This window comes from Bacillus sp. 22475, from assembly GCF_052044835.1.
GTDB lineage: Bacteria > Bacillota > Bacilli > Bacillales > Bacillaceae_G > Bacillus_A > Bacillus_A cereus.
The window spans coordinates 150,619-174,536 of the sequence record NZ_JBQENW010000009.1 but is presented as its reverse complement, the minus strand read 5'-3'; the positions used below and the strand labels follow the sequence as shown (position 1 = coordinate 174,536).

The window sequence follows — 23,918 nt, the reverse complement described above, 5'->3', positions numbered from 1 at the left end:
CCTGTATACTATAATGTTTTCTTATTTGTTTGTTAGAAAACATAGCCCGATACAAAAATTAAAGAGGTCGGATTTCACTTATTCTATAATAATAGAGCAAGTGTCTGTATTAAAGCTGTCGTTTGACCTGATAAAGATTTCGATATTTTTTCACGTTGTGAATCAGTCAATTCATCTAAAAGCGGCTTTAACTCTGTAAGCTCCACTTCTAATCGATGAATATGGTCTGTCACTTCATTCACTTGTTTCGAAACGTGTTCATTGATACCGAGCAGCTTCTTCTTCTCCTCGATTTTCTCTTTAATCTCACAAAGCGGCATATGCATTTCTTTGCACTTCTCAATAAATTGTAATGTCTCAAATGCTGTTTCGTCGTAATAGCGATAATTAGATTGAGATCGCTCCGCTTTTAAGATACCTAGATTCGTATAATAATCAATCGTTCGTTTCGACACGTGAGCCATGAGAGCCAACTGTCCGATTCGATACACCTTCCCAACGATCTTCCCCCCTTGTTTATATTACTTACATCATACAACACATAAACTGTACAGTCAAACGTGACGGTTTATTATTCACAATTTATACAAAATTCCAATCTCCTCCTATGATGATTCAATACGAGTAATCTACACTTATACAATAAAATTACTAAACTACTACCTAATCACTACATTGTCTGCCACTTTTAACCTTTCTTATTTAAAAGCATATCCTACTAATAATGATTGCTTGTATAGGAGGGAATTAATATGAAAAAGACAATCATTTCTCATTTTTATAATGAAGAATACCTACTTCCATGGTGGCTTATGCATCACACGAAAATATTCGATCACGGCATTTTAATTAATAGAGGGTCTACAGATCGTTCCGTAGAGATTTGTAAACTATTAGCACCCCACTGGGAAGTACGAAATTCAAGATTTCTTGAGTTTGATCCAACTAATACTGATATTGAAGTGATGGAAATTGAAAGAGAAGTTTCAGGTTGGAAAATCGTTTTAAATACTACTGAATTCTTTTGTTGTAATAATACTGAAGAATTTTTTTCATCTCTTCATACACTAGGCCAAAACATGTATGCGATTAGAATGATTTTAATGATAGATAATCATAATTATAATTATTCAAAGCCTAGATATTCTATCCCCTTAGTAGAACAGCGATACCACGGTGTCTTCCCTTATAACCCAAATCTCGGATGTGCTTGGAGATTTATTCACAATCATCTAGACGGTGCATATTTACCTGGTAGACATCATTCGCGGCACGGATATATAATTTATGACTATCCTTCATTTATTTTAAAATTTTATTTTAGCCCTTGGAATGAACAATCAAAGGCAAGAAAATTACAAATTACACCTACCCTTTCAAAAAGGGGTGTTCAAATGGGACTTCAAACACATTACGGTCAATCTCCTGAAGTACTGGACATACGTTTTTTAGAGCTTAGTAACCTAACACAAGACCTCCGTCATAACCCTGAATATCAAGAATTATTTCCAAAATTCAAACCGTAATATTTTCTGCATCGTCATCACCTCAAACATTTTCATTCGCTTAATCAAAAACAATCTCATTTGCATAAAACATGAATACTGTATAAATAATAAATTTTTATTTTAGGAGGAAAAAATGAAAGCTGTTATTCTTGCTGGTGGGTACGGTACAAGAATTGGGGAAGAAACACATTTAAAACCGAAACCTATGATTGAAATTGGAACAAAGCCCATTCTATGGCACATTATGAGTTTGTATAGTCATTACGGGATTACTGAGTTTATTATTTGCTTAGGCTATAAAGGATATGCAATTAAAGAGTTCTTTCTAAATTACAACTTACACATGTCTGATTTCACAATACAGTTAAGCGATAATACAATTACTAGCCATTCTCATCGTGTAGAACCATGGAAAGTTACACTAATCGATACTGGTGTAAATACCGAAACGGGTGGCCGAGTGAAAAAGATTCAAAATTATGTCGGAGACGAACCTTTCTGCCTCACTTATGGTGATGGATTAAGTAATGTAAATATAAAAGAACTTATTACATTCCATAAAAAACATGGGAAAATGGCTACTGTTACTGCCGTACAACCTCCTGGTAGATTTGGTTCTCTCATATTAGATAAACAGTCTGTAACATCTTTTCAAGAAAAACCATTAGGTGATGGCGGATGGGTTAACGGTGGATTTTTCGTTTTAAATCCTGAAGTTTTCAATTACATTAGTGGAGATAAGTCTGTTTTTGAAACAGACACTTTAGTTCAGTTAGTAAACAAAAATGAATTGGCCGCATATCAACATTCTGGTTTTTGGCATCCGATGGATACATTGCGCGATAAAAATAAATTAGTCGAGCTATGGGAAAGTAATAACGCTCCGTGGAAGGTTTGGTAATATGGCTTCATCATCTTTTTGGAATAAGAAAAAAGTATTTATTACGGGACATACTGGATTTAAAGGCTCCTGGCTCACCCTTTTCTTAAGTTCTTTAGGTGCAGAAGTAGTAGGCTTTTCTTCTCATCCCCCATCCATTCCTAACATTTTTGAACAAGGTAACGTAGCAAAAGAGTGCACGACAATGAAAGGCGATATTACAGATTACCATTCTTTATTTCATGCCATGAAGCAGCATAAACCCGACATAATATTTCATTTAGCAGCTCAGCCAATTGTAACTGCTTCATACAAAAATCCTATCGATACATTCAAAACGAATGTTTTAGGTACTGTCCACGTGCTAGAAGCAGCAAAGTCCGTCGAAAGCGTACGTATCATTATTAATGTGACAAGCGATAAATGTTATGAGAATGACGGTAGTGGCGACCAAGCGTTCGTGGAAAATGACCGACTAGGAGGTTCCGACCCTTATAGCGCTAGTAAAGCTTGTGCTGAATTAGTTACAACATCTTATCACAAATCTTTTTTTCACACGAATACTACTTCGCTTGCTTCTGTAAGAGCAGGTAACGTTATTGGTGGTGGTGATTGGGCAGAAGATCGATTATTCCCTGATATCATTCGGGCATATTTGCACAATCATACTTTGTGTATTCGAAACAAATATGCCATCCGTCCATGGCAACATGTTTTAGATCCTCTACACGGCTACATCCTTTTAGCTGAGAAACTTTGGAATGATGCTAAATATGCAGAAGCGTGGAATTTTGGTCCAATCAATGAACCTAGCAGAACCGTAAATGATGTCATTCAATCCGTAATGAAATTATGGAATAAACGACTCACAATCCATTCTCCCTCTACAAAAACTCCTTATGAATCACCAATTTTAACACTCAACAGTACAAAAGCAGTAAACAAACTCGGCTGGACTCCTAAGTTATCAACAGATGATTCTATTACTTGGACTGTTGATTGGTACAAAAAATATGCATCTGGTGAAAATATAGAATCTTTCACACGACAACAAATCGACACATTCAAAAATTTATAAGGGGGCTATAAAATGGAACAGAAAAAATGCCGTTTTTGCCACTCATTACTAACTAATACTTTTTTAGATTTAGGCGTTTCCCCTCTCGCTAATTCATTTGTAGCTCCTGAAAGCTCATATAAAATGGAACCTTTTTATCCCCTGCACACATTTGTTTGTAACTCTTGTTTACTCGTACAGCTAGATGAATTTGAATCTCCACAAAATATTTTTCATAACTATTTATACTTCAGCTCTTACTCCTCAAGTTGGCTACTACACGCTAAACAATACGTAGAAATGGCGATTAAGCGTTTCAACTTAACGAAACATTCAAAAGTGATTGAAATTGCAAGTAACGATGGGTACTTATTACAATACTTTCAAAAAGAAAATATCGAGACGTTGGGAATTGAACCAGCAAAAAACGTAGCAGAAATTGCTATCAAAAAAGGAATTCCTACTCATGTGAATTTTTTCAGTAATGACTTAGCAAAAAAATTGCCACAAGCTGATTTAATCGTCGCAAATAACGTATTAGCACATGTTCCAAACTTGCATGATTTTGTTGCCGGTTTAAAAACGTTATTAAAACAAGATGGCACGATAACAATTGAATTCCCACACTTATTAAACCTCATATCCTTTAAACAGTTCGATACTATCTACCATGAGCACTTTTCCTACTTCTCACTTATAAGCCTTCAAAAAGTTTTAAGTTATCATCATTTACAAATTGTTGATGTAGAAGAACTTTCAACGCATGGTGGTTCCTTACGGATTTTTGTAAACCATCTAAGTGCCCAATCAACTATCCATTCCAATGTTACAAAATTAATTCAAAAAGAAGTCGACCACGGGTTAGATACTTTAGATTGCTATCTCCTTTTTTCTAAACGCATCGAACAATTGAAAATAAATATTTTAAAGTTTTTTATTGAAGCGAAAGCTTTAAACAAACAAATTATCGGTTACGGTGCTCCAGCTAAAGGAAACACCCTTTTGAATTATTGCGGGATAGGTAAAGAATTTCTAGCTTATACAGTAGATAAAAATCCTCACAAACAAAATCTCCTTTTACCAGGAACTCGTATTCCAATAAAATCTCCAGCAGAAATTAAACGTACAAAACCGGATTACATTCTTATACTTCCTTGGAATTTGAAAGACGAAATTATGAAAGAATGCTCTTTCATTCGTGAATGGGGCGGTAAATTTTTAGTGACGGTTCCAGAAATTGAGGTGATCGAGCCATGAAGAAAGTTGTTGTAACAGGTGGTAGTGGCTGGATAGGTAAATATGTTGTACATTCACTTATACAAAAGGGATATGAAGTGCACGCCACGTATAATAAAAATAACCCCTCTCACCTCCCTTGCCATTGGCATAAAGTAAACTTGCTTCGCGATGACGAAGTAAAACAATTCATTTCGGATGTTCAGCCTAGCCATCTCATTCACCTTGCTTGGGAAGCAGTGCCACCAGCATGCTATGTATCTATTAATAATTACTATTGGCTAAAGTCTAGTATTTCATTGATTCAACACTTCACAACATGCGGTGGAAAGCGTGTTGTCGTTGCAGGTACTGGCGCAGAGTACGAATGGTTTAACGGCGTATTATTTGAAGATTCACCGCTCCTTTCCTATAAAACCCCGTATTCTTTATGTAAAAATGCACTGCACTCCTGGCTAGAAACGTATGCACAACAAACAGGCCTCAGCATGTGTTGGGGCCGCATTTTTCATATGTATGGACCTCACGAACAAGGTAATCGGCTCGTTTCTAACATTATCACTTCCTTATTAAAAAACGAGGAAGCACTATGTACACATGGAAAGCAATCGAGAGATTTCCTCCATGTGAGTGACGTCGCTGACGCTCTCGTAACAATATTAGAACACAGCGTTACAGGCACCATCAATATCGCTTCTGGTCAATCTGTACAAATTAAAAAGTTAGCTTCTATCATTGCTAAAAAGATAGGAAAAGAACATTTAATTAAACTAGGTGCAATCCCTTTCTCTAAAGATGAACCTTTATTTGTCGGGGTTAATGTAGAACGTTTAAAAACTGAAGTAAACTGGAAACCAACATACGATCTAAATACAGGAATTGAAGAAACAATTTTATGGTGGAAATCATTTATACAAAAACATAACGATATGCATCATTAAAACGTAAATCCTTCGTTCCTCTCGCTAATTCCTTATACCATTCTTCTAATCTTTCCGACGTAACAATATGTTGCGTCCCCATTCCCCCATGCTTACTAGCTTCAGAAAGAGTCGGACCAATTTGTAACTTTCTCTTTCTCATCGCATCGTTCCACGGACTAAACCCAAACCATAATATACAGGCAAGAGGTGGATAAATCATCGATTCATGCGCAGATAAATGTCTTCCAACCGTATAACTTCCATGCTCATGATTATGAATAAATCTACCTCTTCTCCATAACGGCCAATCTTCTGGTAAATAACCATGAAATCGCTGTTTCATTAAAGGTATTCCAAAGTTAAGGTCCGGATAGTTGTAGTTAGGATCATCAACCATAATAAGCCCGTCCAGCCAATACATCCTCCCCCCCAATTCATTTAGCGATTTCCAAAACTGATTTTTATCTTGCACGCAAAGAAACTCAGTCGTATTTAAAATCATTTTCCATCCTTGTACTTCTTGTTCTATCCTCATCACTTCATGATCTGTCGCATATGCATCAAACTCTGGATTTACAGAATCTCGCACCTCCCAATGCGGTGCGAATTTTTTACAAATCTCAACAGAACGATCTGTTGAACCTTTATTAATTAAAATACCATGATCAAAAAGTTTCGTATGATGCATAAGCCACCATGGCAATAAATACTCTTCATTGTAAAAATGTGAAATAACGGTTGTAGTTATAATAATCTCCTCCTCTTTCTCTATTAATCTACTTTTTATCCTACAACCAATATACTCATAAGCAAAAATATGTTTCCTAATTATTGATCAAATATTATTATTAATATTTTTGTAAGTTTTCCTTTGGTACCCAGCCCTTCTCACCATCTCTTCCTTCGCACCAAACCCATCCATTCAATTCTTCTAATCCGATCAATCTTTCTCCAATACTCACATTTAATTCTTTCGCAGTATATTGTTTTATAATAATTCCTGTTCCATTCATATCTTTTCTTATAATTTGCTCCGGAACCCCTCCTTTCCGGTTATACTTCTCTTCGTGACAAAACATCCAGTTTTCCCAGTTTTCCGGACCAGCGTAACTCTCTATCATTTTCACTACATCCCCCTCTTCTAAGCGAATTGGATTAGGATAATTGCTAACATGTGATTTTATAACGATATATTTCATAACAACCTCCAATAATCAGAAAATTAAGTTATAATATCATTATAACTTAAAGAGGAGGAATGCACGCATGTACTACAACACTTCATTCGAAAACGATCAACCTGTAGGCCGTCTATAAACTAAGACGGGCAATCATATAACACATACACTACGCCTCGTCTTAGGGAACTCATAATACCCTAAAAATAGACGGAGGTACTTTACATGAAACAAACAATTTTAGGAGCTATATATTTATCACTAGCAGCAAGTATATGGGGCGGTATGTATGTTGTTAGCAAATACGTACTCGATTTTATCCCACCACTAACACTCGTTTGGCTACGCTTTATTATCGCTTTTGTTGTTTTATATGGCATTTTGAAACTAGCTGAGAAAAAGCAAAAGAAAAAAGTAACCATTCGCAAAAAAGATTGGCTCCTATTCGCTTGGATTGGATTTATCGGCTATTTCATTTCGATCACATGCCAATTTATCGGAACAAAATTATCCGACGCTCATACAGGCTCGTTAGTTACATCAGCTACACCTGCATTTATGGTTATATTTGCAGCGCTCATTTTGAAAGAAAAACTAACTGCTCGTAGACTTTTATCTACTATAATAGCGACAATCGGTGTCATTATTGTAATCGGATGGGATATTGAAATTGGCTCCTATTTTATCGGTACAATTATATTAGTCGGGGCCGCTATTACGTGGGCTTTACTATCTATTTATGTAAAAATCGCTTCAATCCAATTTTCATCTTTAGTTATTACAACGTATGCCATATTCTTTTCACTCTTTTTTATTACACCTTTTATGATATGGGAACTACAAACATCCTCTATCGGAACAGTAAATACGTACGTAATATTAGGCGTATTATACTTAGGAATCGTCTCAACAGCAGGTGCCTTTTTCCTTTGGAATAAAGGATTAGAATTAATGGATGCAAGCATCGGTTCCTTATTTTTCTTCTTCCAACCTATTGTTGGATCATTACTTGGCTGGCTCTTATTAAATGAGACATTAAATAGTAACTTTTTCATTGGTGGTATTCTCATTATATGTAGCGTTTTCATTACTACTTTTGAAAAGAAATAAAAAGCAGGCAGAGATTCTTAGTCTCTGCCTGTTCGCATAATTGGATCTTGGTCGTGAAAACCAATACAAATCGGTATATTACTTTGCACTTCACTACGTACACTTATAAAACTACACAGCGTTTTAGCAATTAAATATAAAGTTACACCGACTGCTTTTTCACTTGTGTCAAAGCCATTTCCATTATACATATCTGCTAATTCTACAGACCCCGGTCCCTCAATATTATATGTCCATTCAGATGCCCAATCATCGTCCTCTTCTTCAAGTGGAATATATTCCTCACAAATATAAAACTGACTATCCCATTCGTTATCAAGGTCATACTCAAAATAAATCGCTTTTGATTCTTCATTAGTAGCCATTTCTACAGCTGCATCCAAACCTACTCGAATACTTTCCTTATATGACTCTAAATCAATTGCTTTAATTCGTTCTGCATATTCTGTAGACGCCAACATGCAACAAATATCATAATACTTCGCTTCTATTTGCTCTACTGCTAACGAAAAGACATCCTCTTGCATCTCTTCTAAATACTGAAATATATCCAAACTAAATACTCCTCACTCTTTACGCACTCCAATGCGATGGACGGGATAACATTTTCGGTAATTTCGTATGCTTATCCCCTTTCGCTGCGTTAATTTGAACTTGCGTCAGAAAAATACTATTTGTAAAATCAGCCCCGCGAATATCTGCATCTCGTAAATCTGCTCCGATGAGATCAGCTCCTCTTAAATCTGCTCCATTTAAGTTTGCCGCAATTAAGTAAGCTCCTCTTAAATTTGCACCTTGTAAATTTTTCTTTTTCAAATTTGCTCCCATAAGATCTGCTCCGCGGTGAATGATTCGTTTCTTACGCGCAGTATTCATTTCCTTCCATACTAATTCGCTCGTTTCTAAAAGAAGAATGTTCACCTCTGCCCTATGCATTGGAACATTTATTTTCATTAACTCATCTGGATTTAAATTCGAAAGTTGCTCTGTCTCCTCAATTGCGGTCTCCAGCTCTTTATGAATTGGCTGTGTTGCCTTTAAAAGAATCGCCTCATTCAAATACCAAAGCATTTCATGAAGTTGATGCATAACCGGAAAAGCATCGTACATTTTTCTTGCATGCTTTGCATCTTTCCGCCAATCAATCCCTATAAACGTACCCTGAGAAATCTTCTGCCCAGCACCGAAACACTCAAATACTGTACAACCTTTATAACCTTTTCCTCTAAGATTTTTATGTATACTACATTTAAAATCTGATTGTAAGTTGGAACATGGTTTACCACCATCTTTATTCACTGCAAAATCTACCGATGCTGCGAACGGTAATGCAACACAACATAGACCGAAGCATTTTTCGCAGTTTGCTTTTAAATAATCGTTATGATTAGTCAAAATCTATACCCCCTGTTGTCTTTTGACTATTTCATAATATTCCAACTGTAATAAATAATCAATTTTAAAATAAACCGGCATCTTTCGTTTCAATTCATAACTTTATCATTTGATTTCCTTTCAATTGAAAAGGACTTTTTCTATTTAACGAATTATAATTAAATTATAAATTTTCTAACTAAAAGGAGACTTATTATGGCACTAGAAATGAAAACAAACTGTCAAATTTGCGATCAATCGCTCGAACAAGATTCTGAAGCATACATTTGTGTATATGAATGTACATTTTGCGCACCATGTACAGAAGAAAGACAAAACGTTTGTCCAAATTGCGGCGGCGAATTAGTACGTAGACCGAAAAAGAAACAATAAAAAGCAAAGCGATATCGCTTTGCTTTTTATTATTTTCTGAGTATATGAAATTATATCGAACACAACTTAAACATTTAAAAACTTCACACAAACAGGCTCTGGCACAGCGACATCAGATTGGATAAGTGTTAACTTTCCTGTAGATTCATCTCTTGAAAATAGCACAAGATTATGTGACTTTTCATTTGTAGCAACAAGAAATTTTTCAGTAGGATCTAATACAAAGTCTCTTGGCCAATTTCCTTCTGTAGATGTATGTTCCACAAATGCAAGCTCACCTGAGTTTTGATCCACACTGAAAACAGCAATACTATTATGACCACGATTACCTGCATATACAAAGCGGCCGTCAGAAGAAATATGGATAGCACTGCCTTGACTATTTTCATCAAATTGTTCTGGAAGAGTAGAAATATACTGTAATTCTGTAAAGGATCCTTCTTCCGAGTTATATGTTAGCGCAATAACCTCTGAACTAAGCTCCGTCATTACATAAGCGTATTTTCCATTTGGATGAAAAGTAATGTGTCTTGGACCACTCCCTGGATTTACAGATAAACTATTCACTTCTTGTAATGCACTATCTTTTATTTCATACGTAATTATTTTATCTATCCCTAAATCAACGCCCACTACATATTTTTCATCAGGAGTGTACCCCGCGTAATGTGCGTGTGGTTTTTCTTGTCTTTCTTTATTCGGACCTGAACCTTCATGCGCCATAATAGATGAAGCAGGATTTACAGTTCCATTTTCTTCATTTATTTCAAAAGACTCAATCGTTCCTTTATGATAATTCGCTGTAACTACTGTATGATTTCCACTATCAACACTAATATGACAAGGAGAAGCACCTTCTACTACTTGTCTATTTTTCGCTTTTAGTTCTCCAGTATGACTATCAATAGAATACGCAGCTACACCACCAGATTCGCCTTCCTTAACAACAGAATAGAGATATTCATTATTTCGGTTAATCGTTACATATGTAGGGTTATCCAGCTTAGCGGCAAGTGTTACATTACTAATTTTTTTTGCTTCTGTGTCTAAAGTAAACTTATATATTCCTTCGCTATTTTCTTTCGTGTAAGTTCCAACATATCCAATAAACTCTTTGTTATCCTTCATTTTCATAACCCTCTCTCCCTATATTTTTCGTTCATCATACTTCTTAAAATATTTTATGTTGAAAGAATATCCTAAAAAATCGGAGTACCTCTTTATACGTTACCATATTTTCTTGCTAAATAGCCTTTAAACCCATTTTTTTTGATAAGCTGCTATACTTTCATATTCTTCTTCCAATTGACGGGACAGACGAATATAGATTGGTGTTAAATCTTTATATTTTTCCACACTTTCCATGTTTGGCTCATGATAAAAATTTGCACCTACCATTTCAGAAACTACATGCAACGTATCTATTTCACCTAAACTATATAAACCGAGAATCGCAGCTCCTAAACAAGAGCTTTCAAAACTTTCGGGAACATATACATCTTGATGAAAGATATCTGCCATCATCTGTCTCCAAAGTTCTGACCTTGCAAAACCGCCTGTCGCTTGAATTTTTTTCGGTTCGCCAATTAGTTCTTTTAAAGCGAGAAGAACTGTATATAAATTATAAATTACCCCCTCTAAAACAGCACGGATAAGATGTTCTTTCTTATGATGCAATCCGAGTCCAAAGAAAGATCCTCGTGCATTTGCATTCCATAAAGGAGCTCTTTCCCCTGCTAAATACGGGTGAAATAATAAACCATCAGATCCAGGATTCACTTTTGCTGCTATTTCAGTAAGCACCTCATATGGATCTTTTCCTAAGCGCTTTGCAAGTTCAATCTCTGAAGTGCCCAATTGGTCACGAGCCCATCTGAAAATCATACCACCGTTATTAACTGGACCACCGATTACCCAATGGTCTTCAGTTAACGCATAACAAAAAATTCTACCTTTTGGATCTGTTACAGGACGATTTGTTACAGCACGTATCGCACCGCTTGTACCAATTGTAACAGCCACAACGCCAGGATCTATTGCATTTACACCTAAATTAGATAGTACTCCATCACTCGCTCCTACTACAAAAGGCGTAGAAACAAGTACATTCATCTCTTTGGCCAGCTCTTCATCTAATCCTGTTAAACTGTGCGTTGTTGGAACAAGCTTTGAAAGCTTTTCATCTGTAATTCCCGCAACATGTAAAGCCTCTTCATCCCATTTTAAAGATTTTAAATTAAACATCCCTGTTGCTGACGCTATAGAATAATCAATTACATACTCTTTATATAACTTGTAAAAAACATATTCTTTAATAGAAATGAATTTATAACTTTTTGCGAATAACTCTGCCTGCTCATTCTGTAGCCAAACTAATTTCGAAAGTGGTGACATCGGATGAATTGGTGTCCCAGTACGAAGGTAAATTTCATGACCATTCATATCATTCTTTATTTTCTCCGCCCAGCTTGCACTTCTATTATCTGCCCAAGTAATACATCTCGTTAACGGCTCTCCTTTTTCATCTACGGCAATGATACTATGCATTGCCGAACTAAAAGAGACACAAAGAATATCATTCGGCTGTACACTACTTGATCGTACAGTTTCTTTAATCGTATTTATTACTGCACGAAAAATTTCTTCTGGGTCTTGTTCTGCTGTTTCAGGTGTAGGAGAATATAAAGGATATTCAATTCCATGACTAGCAATAACAGATCCATCAGTAGAAAATAGAACTGATTTTGTACTAGTTGTCCCAATGTCTACACCAATCATATATTTTGAGCTCACCATTTCTTCCTCCTAACAAAAAATTGTTACAGTATCCCACCATAAAAATACATTCCTTTTATCTATTGATAACGTTGTATGCCACAATTATCTAAATAGAAACATCTTTATCTTAAACAAACATATCGAGTAGTAAAACTCCTCCAAAAGCGATAAATGAAAGTAACGTTTCTAATACCGTCCATGTTTTAAATGTTTCTTTCACTGTTAACCCTAGGTATTCTTTTACCATCCAAAAACCAGCATCGTTTACGTGTGAAAACATTAATGCTCCTGCACCTGTTGCAATGACGAGTAACTCTAAGTTCACACCTGTCGTATTTTCAACGATTGGCGAAACAATACCTGCTGCTGTTGTTAAGGCGACTGTCGCTGATCCTGTCGCAATTCGAATTAATCCAGCAACCATAAATGCTAATACAATTGGAGATAGAGCTAAATGTTCAGACATTTGAGCAATAGCACTCCCTACGCCACTATCGATAAGAATTTGCTTAAATCCGCCACCAGCACCTATAATCGCAACAATTGAACCGATTGGTAATAAGCTATCTTCTGTTATCTTCTTAATAGCTTTTTTATCGATACCTTGACGAAATCCAAGAAAATAGAACGCCGCAAAACATGCAATCAATAGCGCAATGATAGGACTACCGATTAATGTGACAGTCTTCATCAAAGTAGTAGAAAGAGGCACATAAGGAGCTGCTGCAGCTAAAACCATTAACATAACAGGTAACAAAATAACTAAAAATGAAACTCCTATTCCTGGTAATTTCGTTGATTTTGTATTTACACGAATCAATTCTGGCTCATTTTCAGGAATTACACGTTTATGAATCCATTTAGCGAATATAGGACCTGCAATAATCGCTGCAAAAAATGTAATAATGAGTGAATACAATAGTACCTTCCCAAGATTCGCTTTATAAATACCAATTGCAACGATTGCCCCTGGATGTGGAGGAACAAGGCCGTGTACGACAGATAGCCCAGCAATTGCTGGTAACGCTATCAATAAAATATTTTGTTTCGTAGTTTTATGAATTGAAATTACTAACGGCAGTAATATTAAAATACCTACTTCAAAAAACACCGGAATTCCAATAATAAAACCTGCAATTAACATAGCCCATGGTAAGTTTTTTATCCCAAAGGATTTAATAAAGAACTCTGCCACTTGCATTCCAGCACCTGACTCTGCCATCATTTTCCCTAAAATTGTACCCAATACTAAAATACCTACTAAATGCCCGAGAACACTTCCGACTCCTGTTTCATAAGCACTCACTATTTTATCCATTGGCATTCCAGACATAATTGCTAAAAACAAACTTGCAATCGTTAAACTAATAAACGCATGCCATCTCCACCACGATACCCCTAAAATAACAATTACAATTGATAATAATGTAATAATTAAAAGGTACATATTCATACTCAATCCCCCTTTATGTAAACCCTTTCATAATTACTATATAATTAAAAGAACCTATATAGTTCTTACTTGAGTAAAAGATACCTTTTCATATTGCTATACGTTTAAAAGCATCTTCACATCATAATGATTTATATAAAAAGAATCTCCCTTATTAGAGATACACTATAACTCATCTCTCTAATAAGGGGATTTCTCTTTCATAATTATAATGTTATTGTGATAAACGCTTCGCGCGATCAATTTTTCCTTTTTTAAAAGTGAATGACACTTTCATCTCTGCTGTTTTCACGTAGTAAGACTACAAACTCAGGATCCAGTTTAAACGATGAAGTTACTTAGGATTTGTCCTCTCATAAAAAGCAATTTTCTGAAAGCACCTTCACTTTCATGCATTATAATTTAGGAGCTTTCGCCCAATCCGCAGCAAATTTCTCAATACCCTGGTCTGTTAATGGGTGCATAGCAAGTTGCTCAATTACTTTATAAGGGATTGTTGCAATGTGAGCACCTGCCATCGCTACACGAGTTACATGATCTGGATGTCTGACAGAAGCCGCAATAATTTGTGTATCTAATTGGTGAACATCGAATAATTCAGCAATTTTAGCAACTAATAATACACCATCTTCAGAAATATCATCTAAACGTCCTAAAAATGGAGAAACATACGTTGCACCTGCTCGAGCAGCTAAAAGTGCTTGGTTCACAGTGAAAATAAGTGTAACGTTCGTTTTCACACCTTTTTCAGTAAGATAGCGACAAGCTTCTAATCCTGCTAGCGTCATTGGAAGTTTTATCGTGACGTTTTTATCGCCACCGTTAATTTTAATTAATTCTTCTGCTTGAGCAATCATTTCTTCAGCTGTAACAGCATCTGGCGTTACTTCTGCCGAAACAGACTCAACTTTAGGTACTGCCTGACAAATTTCTGCGATACGGTCTTCAAACTTAACGCCCTCTTTTGCTACTAAAGACGGGTTCGTTGTAACACCAGCTAAAACTCCAAGTTTATATGCTTTTTTTATGTCCTCAAGATTTGCAGTATCAATAAAAAACTTCATGATCTATTCCCTCCATTTTTTAAACGTCAATGAGTTAAATTTTTAAGATGTTTATTTCTTTTCTACAGCATGTCCGCCAAATTCATTGCGCAGAGCTGCTACAACTTTTCCTGTAAATGTATCATTGTCTAATGAGCGGTAGCGCATTAATAGAGACATTGCGATAACAGGAGTTGCTGTTTGAAGGTCTAATGCTGTTTCTACTGTCCATTTTCCTTCACCAGAAGAATGCATAACACCCTTAATTTCATCCAGTTTTGCATCTTTAGAAAATGCATTTTCTGTTAATTCCATTAACCAAGAACGAATTACTGAACCGTTGTTCCATACTCTTGATACTTTTTCATAATCGTAGTCAAATTCACTTTTCTCTAGAATCTCAAATCCTTCACCAATAGCAGCCATCATACCGTATTCAATTCCGTTATGAACCATTTTTAAGAAGTGACCACTACCAGCTTTTCCAGCATATAAAAATCCATTTTCTACAGCAGTATCGCGGAAGATAGGTTCAACGATGTCCCAAGCTTCTTGATCTCCTCCGATCATGTAACAAGCCCCATTACGAGCGCCTTCCATTCCGCCAGAAGTTCCTGCATCCATAAAGTGAATGCCATCTTTCTTTAATTGCTCATATCGGCGGATAGACTCTTTATAATGTGAATTACCAGCTTCAATTAAAATATCTCCTTTTGATAAAAGTGGTGTAACCTCATCAATAACAGAATCAACAACAGCATGTGGTACCATTACCCAAAGAATTCTTGGTGATTGTAATGACTGAACAAGTTCACTTAAACTAGATGTACCTGTTGCCCCGTACTCTTTCATTTCTTCTACTGCGCTCGTATTTAAATCAAATGCTACTACTTCATGTTTATGATCCATTAAATTTTTCCCTAAATTTAATCCCATTTTACCTAACCCAATTAATCCTACTTGCATAATATAATTCCTCCTCAAATCATCTTTTATTAAAAATCCATATCACTACAATCCGGAATACCTTTCAGCACTGAAATGTTAGTATGTACAGAAAGGTTTTCACAGTCATAGCTTAAGAATTCAACACATTTTTTGTAATTTGAACAACATTTTCTGTCGTAAATCCAAATAGATTCATGACTTCAGCTCCAGTACCTGAAGCTCCAAATGTTTCAATTGATAGTACTTTTCCTTCTTGTCCTACATAACGTTCCCAACCGAGAGATACACCCATCTCAAGAGATACTCGTTTCGTTACAGAAGACGGAAGAACGGATTCTTTATATTCGTTCGATTGGCGATTGAATAACTCCCAGCTCGGCATTGCAACGATGCGAACAGAGACATTGTCTTCTTCTAGTTTTGCTTTTGCACTAGCAGCTAAGGATACTTCAGAACCTGTCGCAATTAAAATCACATCTGGATTTTCATTCGTTTGTGTTAATACATAAGCTCCTTTAGAAAGATTCTCTATGTTTGCTTTCGTTTCATTAAACACCGGTAAATTTTGACGGCTAAGTACTAAAACGACTGGACCATCCGTTTGCTGTAAAGCATACGCCCACGCACTTGCTGTTTCATTTGCATCTGACGGGCGGATAACTGTTAAACCAGGAATTGCCCGAAGAGCTGCCAATTGTTCAATTGGTTCATGCGTTGGACCATCTTCTCCTACAGCAATCGAATCATGTGTAAATACGTAAGTAACAGGTAGCTTTTGCAGTGCAGCCAGTCGAATCGATGGACGAAGGTAATCATTAAATACAAAGAATGTACTTACGAAAGGTTTTACTCCTCCATGGAGAGCCAGTCCATTCGCTGCCGCGCCCATTGCATGTTCACGTACACCGAAGTATATATTTCGTCCAGCATATGATTCTACTGCATATACTGCTTCACCTTTTATATCTGTCATCGTAGAATGAGAAAGATCCGCACTTCCACCGAAAATAGAAGGAATCGATTTCACATAATGATTAATAGCTTCCCCACTTGCAACACGAGTGGAAATTGTTTTTTCAGTATCAAAAGATAGAATGTCTTTCGCTTCAATTAAAACCTCACCTGTAATCGCTTTTTCTAATTCATCTGCTAGTGCAGGGTTTGACTCTCTGTATACGTTAAATTGCTCATTCCATTCGTTCTCTTTTTCAATACCTTTTTGTTTCAGTTCATTAAAATGAGCTGTTACTTCTTCAGGCACAAAGAAGTCTTCCTCATAGTGCCAACCATACACTTGTTTTGTCGCTGTCGCTTCTTCTACTCCAAGCGGATTACCATGTGCTTTGTTCGTTCCAGCAACTTTTGGACTTCCATAACCTATAATGGTTCTAATTTCTATAAGAGTAGGTTGATCCGTATTTTCTTTCGCTAATGTAATGGCTTTTGTAATAGCATCGACATCGTTTCCATCTTCAACTCTTACATATTGCCAATGTACAGATTCTGCCCTTTTCTGAATATTTTCAGAGAAAGCAATGCCTAATTCACCATCAAGTGAAATTTCATTTGAATCATACAGTACAATTAACTTGCCAAGTTTCATATGTCCTGCCATTGACATCGCTTCATAAGCGACACCCTCCATTAAGTCACCATCTCCGACTAAAGCATACGTATTGTGATCTATAATAGAGTGACCATCCTTATTAAACTTCGCTGCTAAATGAGCTTCTGCCATTGCCATTCCGACAGCATTAGCAATCCCTTGTCCTAACGGGCCTGTAGTCGCTTCAACTCCAGGAGTATGACCAAACTCAGGATGTCCTGGTGTTTTACTATTTAACTTTCTGAAGTTTTTCAAGTCATCAATTGAAACGTCATATCCAGCTAAATGAAGTAGGCTATATAACAGACTAGATCCATGTCCCGCCGATAAAACGAAACGATCACGGTTAAACCATTCTGGGTGATTAGGATTGTAATTTAAATGATTCGCCCATAATGCATAAGCCATTGGTGCTGCTCCCATCGGAAGACCTGGATGACCTGAGTTTGCCGCATTAATAGCATCAATCGATAACGTACGAAGTGTATTCACTGCTAATTGATTTATGTTTTGTGTCATAGTAATCGTCCCCCTAAATGCTTTCATGAAAGAAAGTACTTATTTTTCCGTCTCTTGATCTAACCACCATTTAAATCCACTTTCTTGCAACAGTTCATTAGACGCTTCTGGACCATATGAACCAGACTCATATTCATGAAGCGGTAATAAGTTTTCCTCGAACGCTTCAAGAATTGGTTGTACCCATTCCCATGACAATTCAACTTCTCTCCAATGTGCAAAGAATGTAGCGTCTCCACTCACCGCATCATGAATGAGTCTTTCATACGCTTCAGGTACTCCCACATCCACTTGCTCGCAAGTAAAGTTAATACGCATCGGTTCAATCTCTCCATTTTTCAATGGATTTTTACTATTTAACTGTAATGAAACATTCTCGCCTGGGCTAATTTCAATTATTAATAAGTTAGGTGCTGCATTTGGATTATTATCTTGATATTGCTGTTTTAACGTATTTTTAAACTCGATTACAATACGAGTGGACTTTTCTTTCATTCGTTTTCCTGTTCGTATATAGAAGGGAACGCCAGTCCAAAATGGATTATCGATCCACAAACGAGCAGCAACAAATGTGTCTATGTTAGAAGAAGGATTTACTCCTGGCTCCTCTTTATACGCTACAACTTGCCCGCCTTTTATCTCTCCTGAAGCGTATTGACCTCGAATGATATGGCTTTGAACGTCTTCTTTTTTCACTTTACGAAGCGTCTCCATTACCTTTCGTTTTTCCTCTCGAATTTCACATGCATTAACCTTTTCCGGCAGATTCATAGCAGTCATCATTAATATTTGTAACATATGATTTTGAACCATATCTCGAATGGCTCCTGCATGATCATAATATCCGGCTCTTTCTTCAACCCCAACTGTTTCACTAGCTGTAATTTGTACATTTGCTATATGTTCTTTGTTCCAAATCGATTGGAGAACAGGATTTGCAAATTCTAGTGCTTCAAGGTTTTGAATCATCGGTTTACCTAAATAGTGATCAATACGGTATATCTCGTCTTCTTCAAACGTGCGACTAAGCTTATCATTAAGCTCACGAGCAGATGTAAGGTCGTGCCCAAACGGTTTCTCAATCATCAGGCGTTTCCATCCACCTGTTTTATCAAGTCCGCTTTCCTTAATATTTAAAGCAATCGTCTCGAAAAATTCAGGAGCAACTGAAAGATAGAACATTCTATTACCTTTTATATGTAGTTCCTCTTCCCTTTCACGAACGACTTGTAATAACCTCTCATAGTCTTCCGGTTTACTCACATCTAATGGACAATAGCGAAAATTATCTAAAAAACCTTCGAGTTCCGGAGTACCTTCTTCCCTCTGACGAGAAAACGTCTCTATTGATTCTTTTATTCTTTCTTGAAAATCTTCATGAGATACTTGACGTCTTCCAAGCCCGATAACAGATATCTGCTTTGGAAGCTTTTGATCTCTATATAAGTTATATAGCGCGGGGTAAATTTTGCGTTTCGCTAAGTCCCCTGTCGCTCCAAATAAAACAAAGGTCATTGATTCCAATTTCAGTCCCCCTCTTGTTGTATAATCCTCGTCAATATACTAAAAATGAATTGTACAGAAGCTCATACTCTTATACTTCCTGTTTTTATAAAAAACAAAGAGTTATCTAATTCCAATTCTTTTTATACCTTTCGCTCTCTCATTGTCCCCAATATTAATAGTGGTAATTCAAAGCATTTCTACTGCAACTTACTTATTTATAGAACTTAACGAAATATTTTATATCTAATTACTTTTAGTAATTAAGTAATCTTATGTCTAATATATTAACCACATAAATTATTACCGTCAATAAAAATGTCTTGAATTAAATACTATTTATTTCATAATACTTTTCTAAGTGTATTCCTAGTTACCATTCATTTTCAAAGATAATGATCAATATAACAAATATCAGTTTCATCAAAATCTTCAATTAATTTTCCGTTAAACTCGCGAGCAGACGTTACATTATAATCAAAAGGCTTCTCTATAATAAGACGGTTTAATCCTTTTGTAGCCCACAATCCACTCTCTTTAATATTTAAAGCAATCACATCAAATACTTCTGGTATAACAGATAGATAAAACATACGGTTTTCAGGAATGTTTAATTCTGTTTCACGCTTTTTTACAAGGCTCAGTAAATCTTGATAGCCCACTATATTCGCTATATCTAATTGACAATAACGAAATGTGCTAATAAATTCCTCTACTCCTGATTGGTCATCAGTAGATATTCTAGAAAATGTGGTAAGGGATTGTCCTACTATTGTTTGAAATTCCACATCTGACATTGCCCTTCTGCCAATACAGATAATCGAAATAGATTGCGGTATATTTTGATTACTAAATAGATTGTATAAAGCAGGATAAATTTTACGTTTCGCTAAATCCCCTGTCGCTCCGAATAAAAGAAATGTCATTGAATCCATTTGTTCTCTCCCTTTTAAAACAATTGCTAGAATAGAATATATAAGCTCATTCGCCACTTAGCATAATACTGTCTCTATAACCTCATACTTTACCAATGTTTCTTCAATACAATTTTGCCAAGAGCACGTTCTGACTCACTTATGTGGTGTGCTTTTTTTACACCTTCTACATGTAAAGGCAGCACATGTGTTACAACAGGTTTAATCTTCCCGCCCTCAATTAATTCTGTAATAAGAGAAAGTTCATATCCGTTAGGTTCAGTAAATATATGTTCAGCCTGAATATTTTTCTCTATAGATATTTCAGTTTGCGGGACTTCTATACCTTTCGGACCATAGATAGACGCTAACTTTCCATTTGGTGCAAGTACTTTATAACTATCCTTTAGTACATCCTCGCCTAACACATCAAATACAATATTGTAATTATGCAAAAGCAAAGAAAAATCTTCTGTTTTGTAATCGATGACAGTATCAGCACCTAAATCCTTTACAAACTGTATGTTTTTCGTACTAGTCGTAGTTGCAACATGTGCACCGAAGCTTTTTGCTAGCTGAATAGCAAACGTACCAATCCCGCCAGATCCAGCATGAATTAAAACCTTATTACCCTTTTGAACATTAGCGAATTTCACTAAACTTTGCCAACTTGTCAAACCTACTAGAGGGATTGATGCTGCTTCCTCAAAAGATAGATTTCTCGGTTTTTTCGCTACATACTTCTCATCTACTGCCACGTACTCTGCATACGTACCATTTCGTTCAATATCTGGACGACTATATACTTCATCCCCCACTTTAAATACTGTAACGTTTGGCCCTATAGCAGCAACTACACCTGCAACATCCCATCCTAAAACGAGCGGGAAGTCATAAGAAATTACGTCTTGAAGTAAACCCTCACGAATTTTCCAATCCACAGGATTTACACCAGCTGCATATACTTCAATCAGTATATCGTTGTCTCCCAATAGCGGTGTCTGCATTTCAATCTCTTGTAGTACACTTTTATCTCCATATTGTATAAGTCCTATTGCTTTCATTCTTTTCACTCCTTTACAATGCTGGGAAATGAGGTAGTACTTCTTCTCCTAGCTCATCCAATACTTCGTCAGCTGGACGTTGACCATCAAATAGAGCAAGGAATAAATGATTCACACCAATACTTTTATATATATCAAGTAATTCAATTAGTGCCTTACGCCCTGTACGGTAACCTAAACGTATTGGTGTAGGACGTTCATTTGGATCTTCAGATAAATCTAAATGCATCGGTTGGATAAATGGTTTGAATACAGCTGGATGATAATCCTCTACTAGTTCTCTCCATTGTCCAATTGCTCCCGCCTGATGTATTGGACTACGTGGATAATACATCCATCCATCTCCATGTTCAGCAAACCATTTCATATTTTGCTGACTAAAACCTGTAATAAAGGTTGGAACACGTTTAGACGGTTTTGGAACTAAATTCGCACCATGAACTTCTCCTAGTGTCGACTGGATAGACGGGAAGTTTTTATACAAAATTTCTTCCAAGTAAGCAAACGCTTCTCTAAACTTTTCACCTCGTGTTTCATGACTAACACCTAACGCTTTGAAATCGGCACGTCTGTCACCGGATGAAACGCCAAGCATAATTCTTTCTGGAAATAGTTGATCTAATGTAGCAATTTCTTTTGCTACACGCAATGGATGACGAAGTGACAACACTGTTGCCGACGTTCCAAATGCGATTTTCTCTGTCTTGCTTGCTAAATACGTCAAATAAATCATCATATCGTAAATTTGACCTGTTGCAGGATCACCAAAGTCAGGGTCTTGCAGTAAAACATCGCGAAGCCATACACCTGTAAAACCGTATTGTTCAGCTTTTTGCACTAACTCTACCTGTTTTTCCATCGTTGGAGCATGAAACTGATAATTTTCAATCGGAATGTGAACTCCTAATGTAAGTTGATTTTTCGCAAACATACGATTATATCCAAAATGATTCGCAAACTTTTCCATGTGTTTCACTCACTTTCCTTTATTCATATAAATCTATACTTTTCATATTTCTTCTCAAAATTGATAGGCAATACTGTAACACCACATTGTTGCCGATTGTCATCGTTATAACTTTCTTTGTGCTACGAGTGTTATTATAAATCGGTCATAACATGAATAACAGTACGTACTTTAAAGTGATGTAGGCACTTTTAAGTACCTATACTAAGTGAGTAATAATAACTCATGCTGCAAAAATAACATCTACCCTTTCTTCAAAAAGCTTTACAGTAGTTTTTAGAAGTACGTTACATTATTTCATTTCATGCACTTTCCTCTTCTTTATATAAAATTCTCACTAACCAAATTCAAAATATTATACTTATTTTTTGTACTTTGCTATGCTATAACCACGAACAGGAGGTAAGGATCAATGAAAGCACAAATTATCCATTCTTTTGGAGATTCATCTGTATTTCAATTAGAAGAAGTTTCAAAACCAAAACTTTTACCAGGTCATGTTCTAATTCATGTAAAAGCAACAAGTGTAAATCCAATCGATACGAAAATGCGCAGTGGCGCTGTTTCATCAGTCGCTCCTGAGTTTCCAGCTGTATTACACGGCGATGTCGCTGGTATTGTTATAGAAGTAGGAGAAGGTGTTTCGAAATTCAAAACTGGTGATGAAGTATATGGATGTGCCGGAGGTTTTAAAGAAACTGGTGGTGCACTTGCAGAATTTATGCTTGCTGATGCGCGATTAATTGCTCACAAACCTAAAAATGTAACAATGGAAGAAGCAGCTGCTCTACCATTAGTGGCAATTACAGCTTGGGAATCTTTATTTGATCGTGCAAATATTAAACCTGGTCAAAATGTTCTCATTCATGGAGCTACTGGTGGCGTAGGACACGTAGCCATTCAACTAGCTAAATGGGCAGGTGCTAAAGTTTTTACAACCGCTTCTCAGCAAAGCAAAATAGAAATAGCCCATCGTTTAGGAGCCGATATAGCTATTAATTATAAAAAAGAATCTGTTCAAGAATATGTACAAAAATATACGAATGGCAACGGATTTGAAGTTATATTTGATACAGTAGGCGGCAAGAATCTTGATCATTCTTTTGAAGCTACCGCAGTTAATGGAACTGTCGTAACAATTGCAGCTCGTTCAACCCATGACCTCTCTCCTTTACACGCAAAAGGACTCTCTCTGCACGTTACTTTTATGGCGTTAAAAATATTACATACAGATAAACGTGACGCTTGCGGGGAAATTTTAACTAAACTAACGCAAATAGTAGAAGAAGGACACCTTCGACCATTGCTAGATTCTAAACCTTTTACGTTTGATGAAGTTGCACAAGCACATGAATATTTGGAGTCAAATAAAGCAATTGGGAAAATAGTGTTGAAAAATGTTTGGTAACTTTCACTAAGTAATACAAATAACAAATGTTTGTTGTTGGAAAATAACAGCGGGAT

23 protein-coding genes are annotated in these 23,918 nt (G+C 36.2%); 8 read left to right on the top strand and 15 right to left on the bottom strand.

The window, feature by feature from the left end; all coding sequences use genetic code 11:
* Positions 1 to 83: 83 nt before the first annotated feature.
* Positions 84 to 491, bottom strand: coding sequence for a MerR family transcriptional regulator (locus ACTJJY_RS16755; protein WP_000285639.1), 408 nt, complete (start codon positions 489 to 491; stop codon positions 84 to 86).
* A gap of 261 nt (positions 492 to 752) precedes the next feature.
* Between ACTJJY_RS16755 and ACTJJY_RS16750 the strand changes: the two genes are divergently transcribed.
* From ACTJJY_RS16750 to ACTJJY_RS16730, 5 genes are all read left to right on the top strand, one after another.
* Positions 753 to 1,526, top strand: a complete 774-nt coding sequence (locus tag ACTJJY_RS16750; RefSeq protein WP_000750973.1) for a glycosyltransferase family 2 protein — start codon at positions 753 to 755, stop codon at positions 1,524 to 1,526.
* Between the two features lie 115 nt (positions 1,527 to 1,641).
* A complete protein-coding gene (gene rfbF, locus ACTJJY_RS16745) occupies positions 1,642 to 2,409 on the top strand; it encodes a glucose-1-phosphate cytidylyltransferase (protein ID WP_023522544.1) in 768 nt (255 codons plus the stop codon).
* A gap of 1 nt (position 2,410) precedes the next feature.
* Positions 2,411 to 3,466 (top strand): CDP-glucose 4,6-dehydratase, encoded by a 1,056-nt coding sequence (gene rfbG, locus ACTJJY_RS16740; RefSeq protein WP_440606051.1) that lies wholly within the window; start codon positions 2,411 to 2,413, stop codon positions 3,464 to 3,466.
* Between the two features lie 12 nt (positions 3,467 to 3,478).
* Positions 3,479 to 4,702: a methyltransferase domain-containing protein gene (locus ACTJJY_RS16735; protein ID WP_440606050.1), complete on the top strand. Its 1,224-nt coding sequence runs from the start codon at positions 3,479 to 3,481 to the stop codon at positions 4,700 to 4,702.
* Complete coding sequence (locus ACTJJY_RS16730) at positions 4,699 to 5,622, top strand: NAD-dependent epimerase/dehydratase family protein (RefSeq protein WP_000758375.1); 924 nt, start codon at positions 4,699 to 4,701, stop codon at positions 5,620 to 5,622. Before ACTJJY_RS16735 ends, ACTJJY_RS16730 begins: the two co-directional genes overlap by 4 nt.
* Here the strand turns inward: ACTJJY_RS16730 and ACTJJY_RS16725 are convergent.
* Both ACTJJY_RS16725 and ACTJJY_RS16720 read right to left on the bottom strand, forming a co-directional pair.
* Positions 5,591 to 6,391: a glycosyltransferase family 2 protein gene (locus ACTJJY_RS16725; protein ID WP_440606098.1), complete on the bottom strand. Its 801-nt coding sequence runs from the start codon at positions 6,389 to 6,391 to the stop codon at positions 5,591 to 5,593. The genes ACTJJY_RS16730 and ACTJJY_RS16725 overlap by 32 nt on opposite strands.
* A gap of 61 nt (positions 6,392 to 6,452) precedes the next feature.
* Positions 6,453 to 6,803 (bottom strand): SH3 domain-containing protein, encoded by a 351-nt coding sequence (locus ACTJJY_RS16720; protein WP_440606049.1) that lies wholly within the window; start codon positions 6,801 to 6,803, stop codon positions 6,453 to 6,455.
* Between the two features lie 204 nt (positions 6,804 to 7,007).
* Between ACTJJY_RS16720 and ACTJJY_RS16715 the strand changes: the two genes are divergently transcribed.
* Positions 7,008 to 7,892, top strand: a complete 885-nt coding sequence (locus tag ACTJJY_RS16715; RefSeq protein ID WP_098272716.1) for a DMT family transporter — start codon at positions 7,008 to 7,010, stop codon at positions 7,890 to 7,892.
* Between the two features lie 17 nt (positions 7,893 to 7,909).
* Here ACTJJY_RS16715 and ACTJJY_RS16710 read toward each other — a convergent pair whose 3' ends face one another.
* On the bottom strand, positions 7,910 to 8,446 hold the full coding sequence (locus ACTJJY_RS16710; protein WP_440606048.1) for a hypothetical protein: 537 nt from the start codon (positions 8,444 to 8,446) through the stop codon (positions 7,910 to 7,912).
* Between the two features lie 19 nt (positions 8,447 to 8,465).
* Positions 8,466 to 9,287, bottom strand: coding sequence for a pentapeptide repeat-containing protein (locus ACTJJY_RS16705; RefSeq protein ID WP_440606047.1), 822 nt, complete (start codon positions 9,285 to 9,287; stop codon positions 8,466 to 8,468).
* Positions 9,288 to 9,482: 195 nt separating this feature from the next.
* Here ACTJJY_RS16705 and ACTJJY_RS16700 point away from each other — a divergent pair, with 195 nt between their 5' ends.
* A complete protein-coding gene (locus tag ACTJJY_RS16700) occupies positions 9,483 to 9,659 on the top strand; it encodes a DUF1272 domain-containing protein (RefSeq protein WP_001162791.1) in 177 nt (58 codons plus the stop codon).
* Between the two features lie 66 nt (positions 9,660 to 9,725).
* Here ACTJJY_RS16700 and ACTJJY_RS16695 read toward each other — a convergent pair whose 3' ends face one another.
* The 10 genes from ACTJJY_RS16695 to ACTJJY_RS16650 all read right to left on the bottom strand — a co-directional run bounded on the left by ACTJJY_RS16695 (position 9,726) and on the right by ACTJJY_RS16650 (position 22,454).
* Positions 9,726 to 10,793: a lactonase family protein gene (locus ACTJJY_RS16695; RefSeq protein ID WP_440606046.1), complete on the bottom strand. Its 1,068-nt coding sequence runs from the start codon at positions 10,791 to 10,793 to the stop codon at positions 9,726 to 9,728.
* Positions 10,794 to 10,913: 120 nt separating this feature from the next.
* The gene (gntK, locus tag ACTJJY_RS16690) at positions 10,914 to 12,455 is read right to left on the bottom strand and encodes a gluconokinase (protein ID WP_440606045.1); all 1,542 of its coding nucleotides are present in this window, start codon (positions 12,453 to 12,455) and stop codon (positions 10,914 to 10,916) included.
* Between the two features lie 109 nt (positions 12,456 to 12,564).
* Positions 12,565 to 13,890, bottom strand: coding sequence for a gluconate permease GntP (gene gntP, locus ACTJJY_RS16685; RefSeq protein WP_440606044.1), 1,326 nt, complete (start codon positions 13,888 to 13,890; stop codon positions 12,565 to 12,567).
* A gap of 395 nt (positions 13,891 to 14,285) precedes the next feature.
* Complete coding sequence (fsa, locus tag ACTJJY_RS16680) at positions 14,286 to 14,954, bottom strand: fructose-6-phosphate aldolase (protein ID WP_000667692.1); 669 nt, start codon at positions 14,952 to 14,954, stop codon at positions 14,286 to 14,288.
* 51 nt (positions 14,955 to 15,005) lie between these two features.
* Complete coding sequence (gnd, locus tag ACTJJY_RS16675; protein ID WP_001195925.1) at positions 15,006 to 15,899, bottom strand: phosphogluconate dehydrogenase (NAD(+)-dependent, decarboxylating); 894 nt, start codon at positions 15,897 to 15,899, stop codon at positions 15,006 to 15,008.
* A gap of 112 nt (positions 15,900 to 16,011) precedes the next feature.
* On the bottom strand, positions 16,012 to 18,006 hold the full coding sequence (gene tkt / locus ACTJJY_RS16670) for a transketolase (RefSeq protein WP_440606043.1): 1,995 nt from the start codon (positions 18,004 to 18,006) through the stop codon (positions 16,012 to 16,014).
* A gap of 39 nt (positions 18,007 to 18,045) precedes the next feature.
* Positions 18,046 to 19,530: a glucose-6-phosphate dehydrogenase gene (gene zwf / locus ACTJJY_RS16665; RefSeq protein WP_440606042.1), complete on the bottom strand. Its 1,485-nt coding sequence runs from the start codon at positions 19,528 to 19,530 to the stop codon at positions 18,046 to 18,048.
* A 365-nt stretch (positions 19,531 to 19,895) separates the two neighbouring features.
* A complete protein-coding gene (locus ACTJJY_RS16660; protein WP_440606041.1) occupies positions 19,896 to 20,444 on the bottom strand; it encodes a glucose-6-phosphate dehydrogenase in 549 nt (182 codons plus the stop codon).
* Positions 20,445 to 20,533: 89 nt separating this feature from the next.
* The gene (locus tag ACTJJY_RS16655) at positions 20,534 to 21,487 is read right to left on the bottom strand and encodes an NADP-dependent oxidoreductase (RefSeq protein ID WP_440606040.1); all 954 of its coding nucleotides are present in this window, start codon (positions 21,485 to 21,487) and stop codon (positions 20,534 to 20,536) included.
* Between the two features lie 13 nt (positions 21,488 to 21,500).
* Positions 21,501 to 22,454, bottom strand: a complete 954-nt coding sequence (locus tag ACTJJY_RS16650) for an LLM class oxidoreductase (protein WP_440606039.1) — start codon at positions 22,452 to 22,454, stop codon at positions 21,501 to 21,503.
* Between the two features lie 412 nt (positions 22,455 to 22,866).
* On the opposite strand from ACTJJY_RS16650, the gene ACTJJY_RS16645 reads away from it, so the two are divergent.
* On the top strand, positions 22,867 to 23,862 hold the full coding sequence (locus tag ACTJJY_RS16645) for a zinc-dependent alcohol dehydrogenase family protein (RefSeq protein WP_440606038.1): 996 nt from the start codon (positions 22,867 to 22,869) through the stop codon (positions 23,860 to 23,862).
* Positions 23,863 to 23,918: the final 56 nt, after the last annotated feature.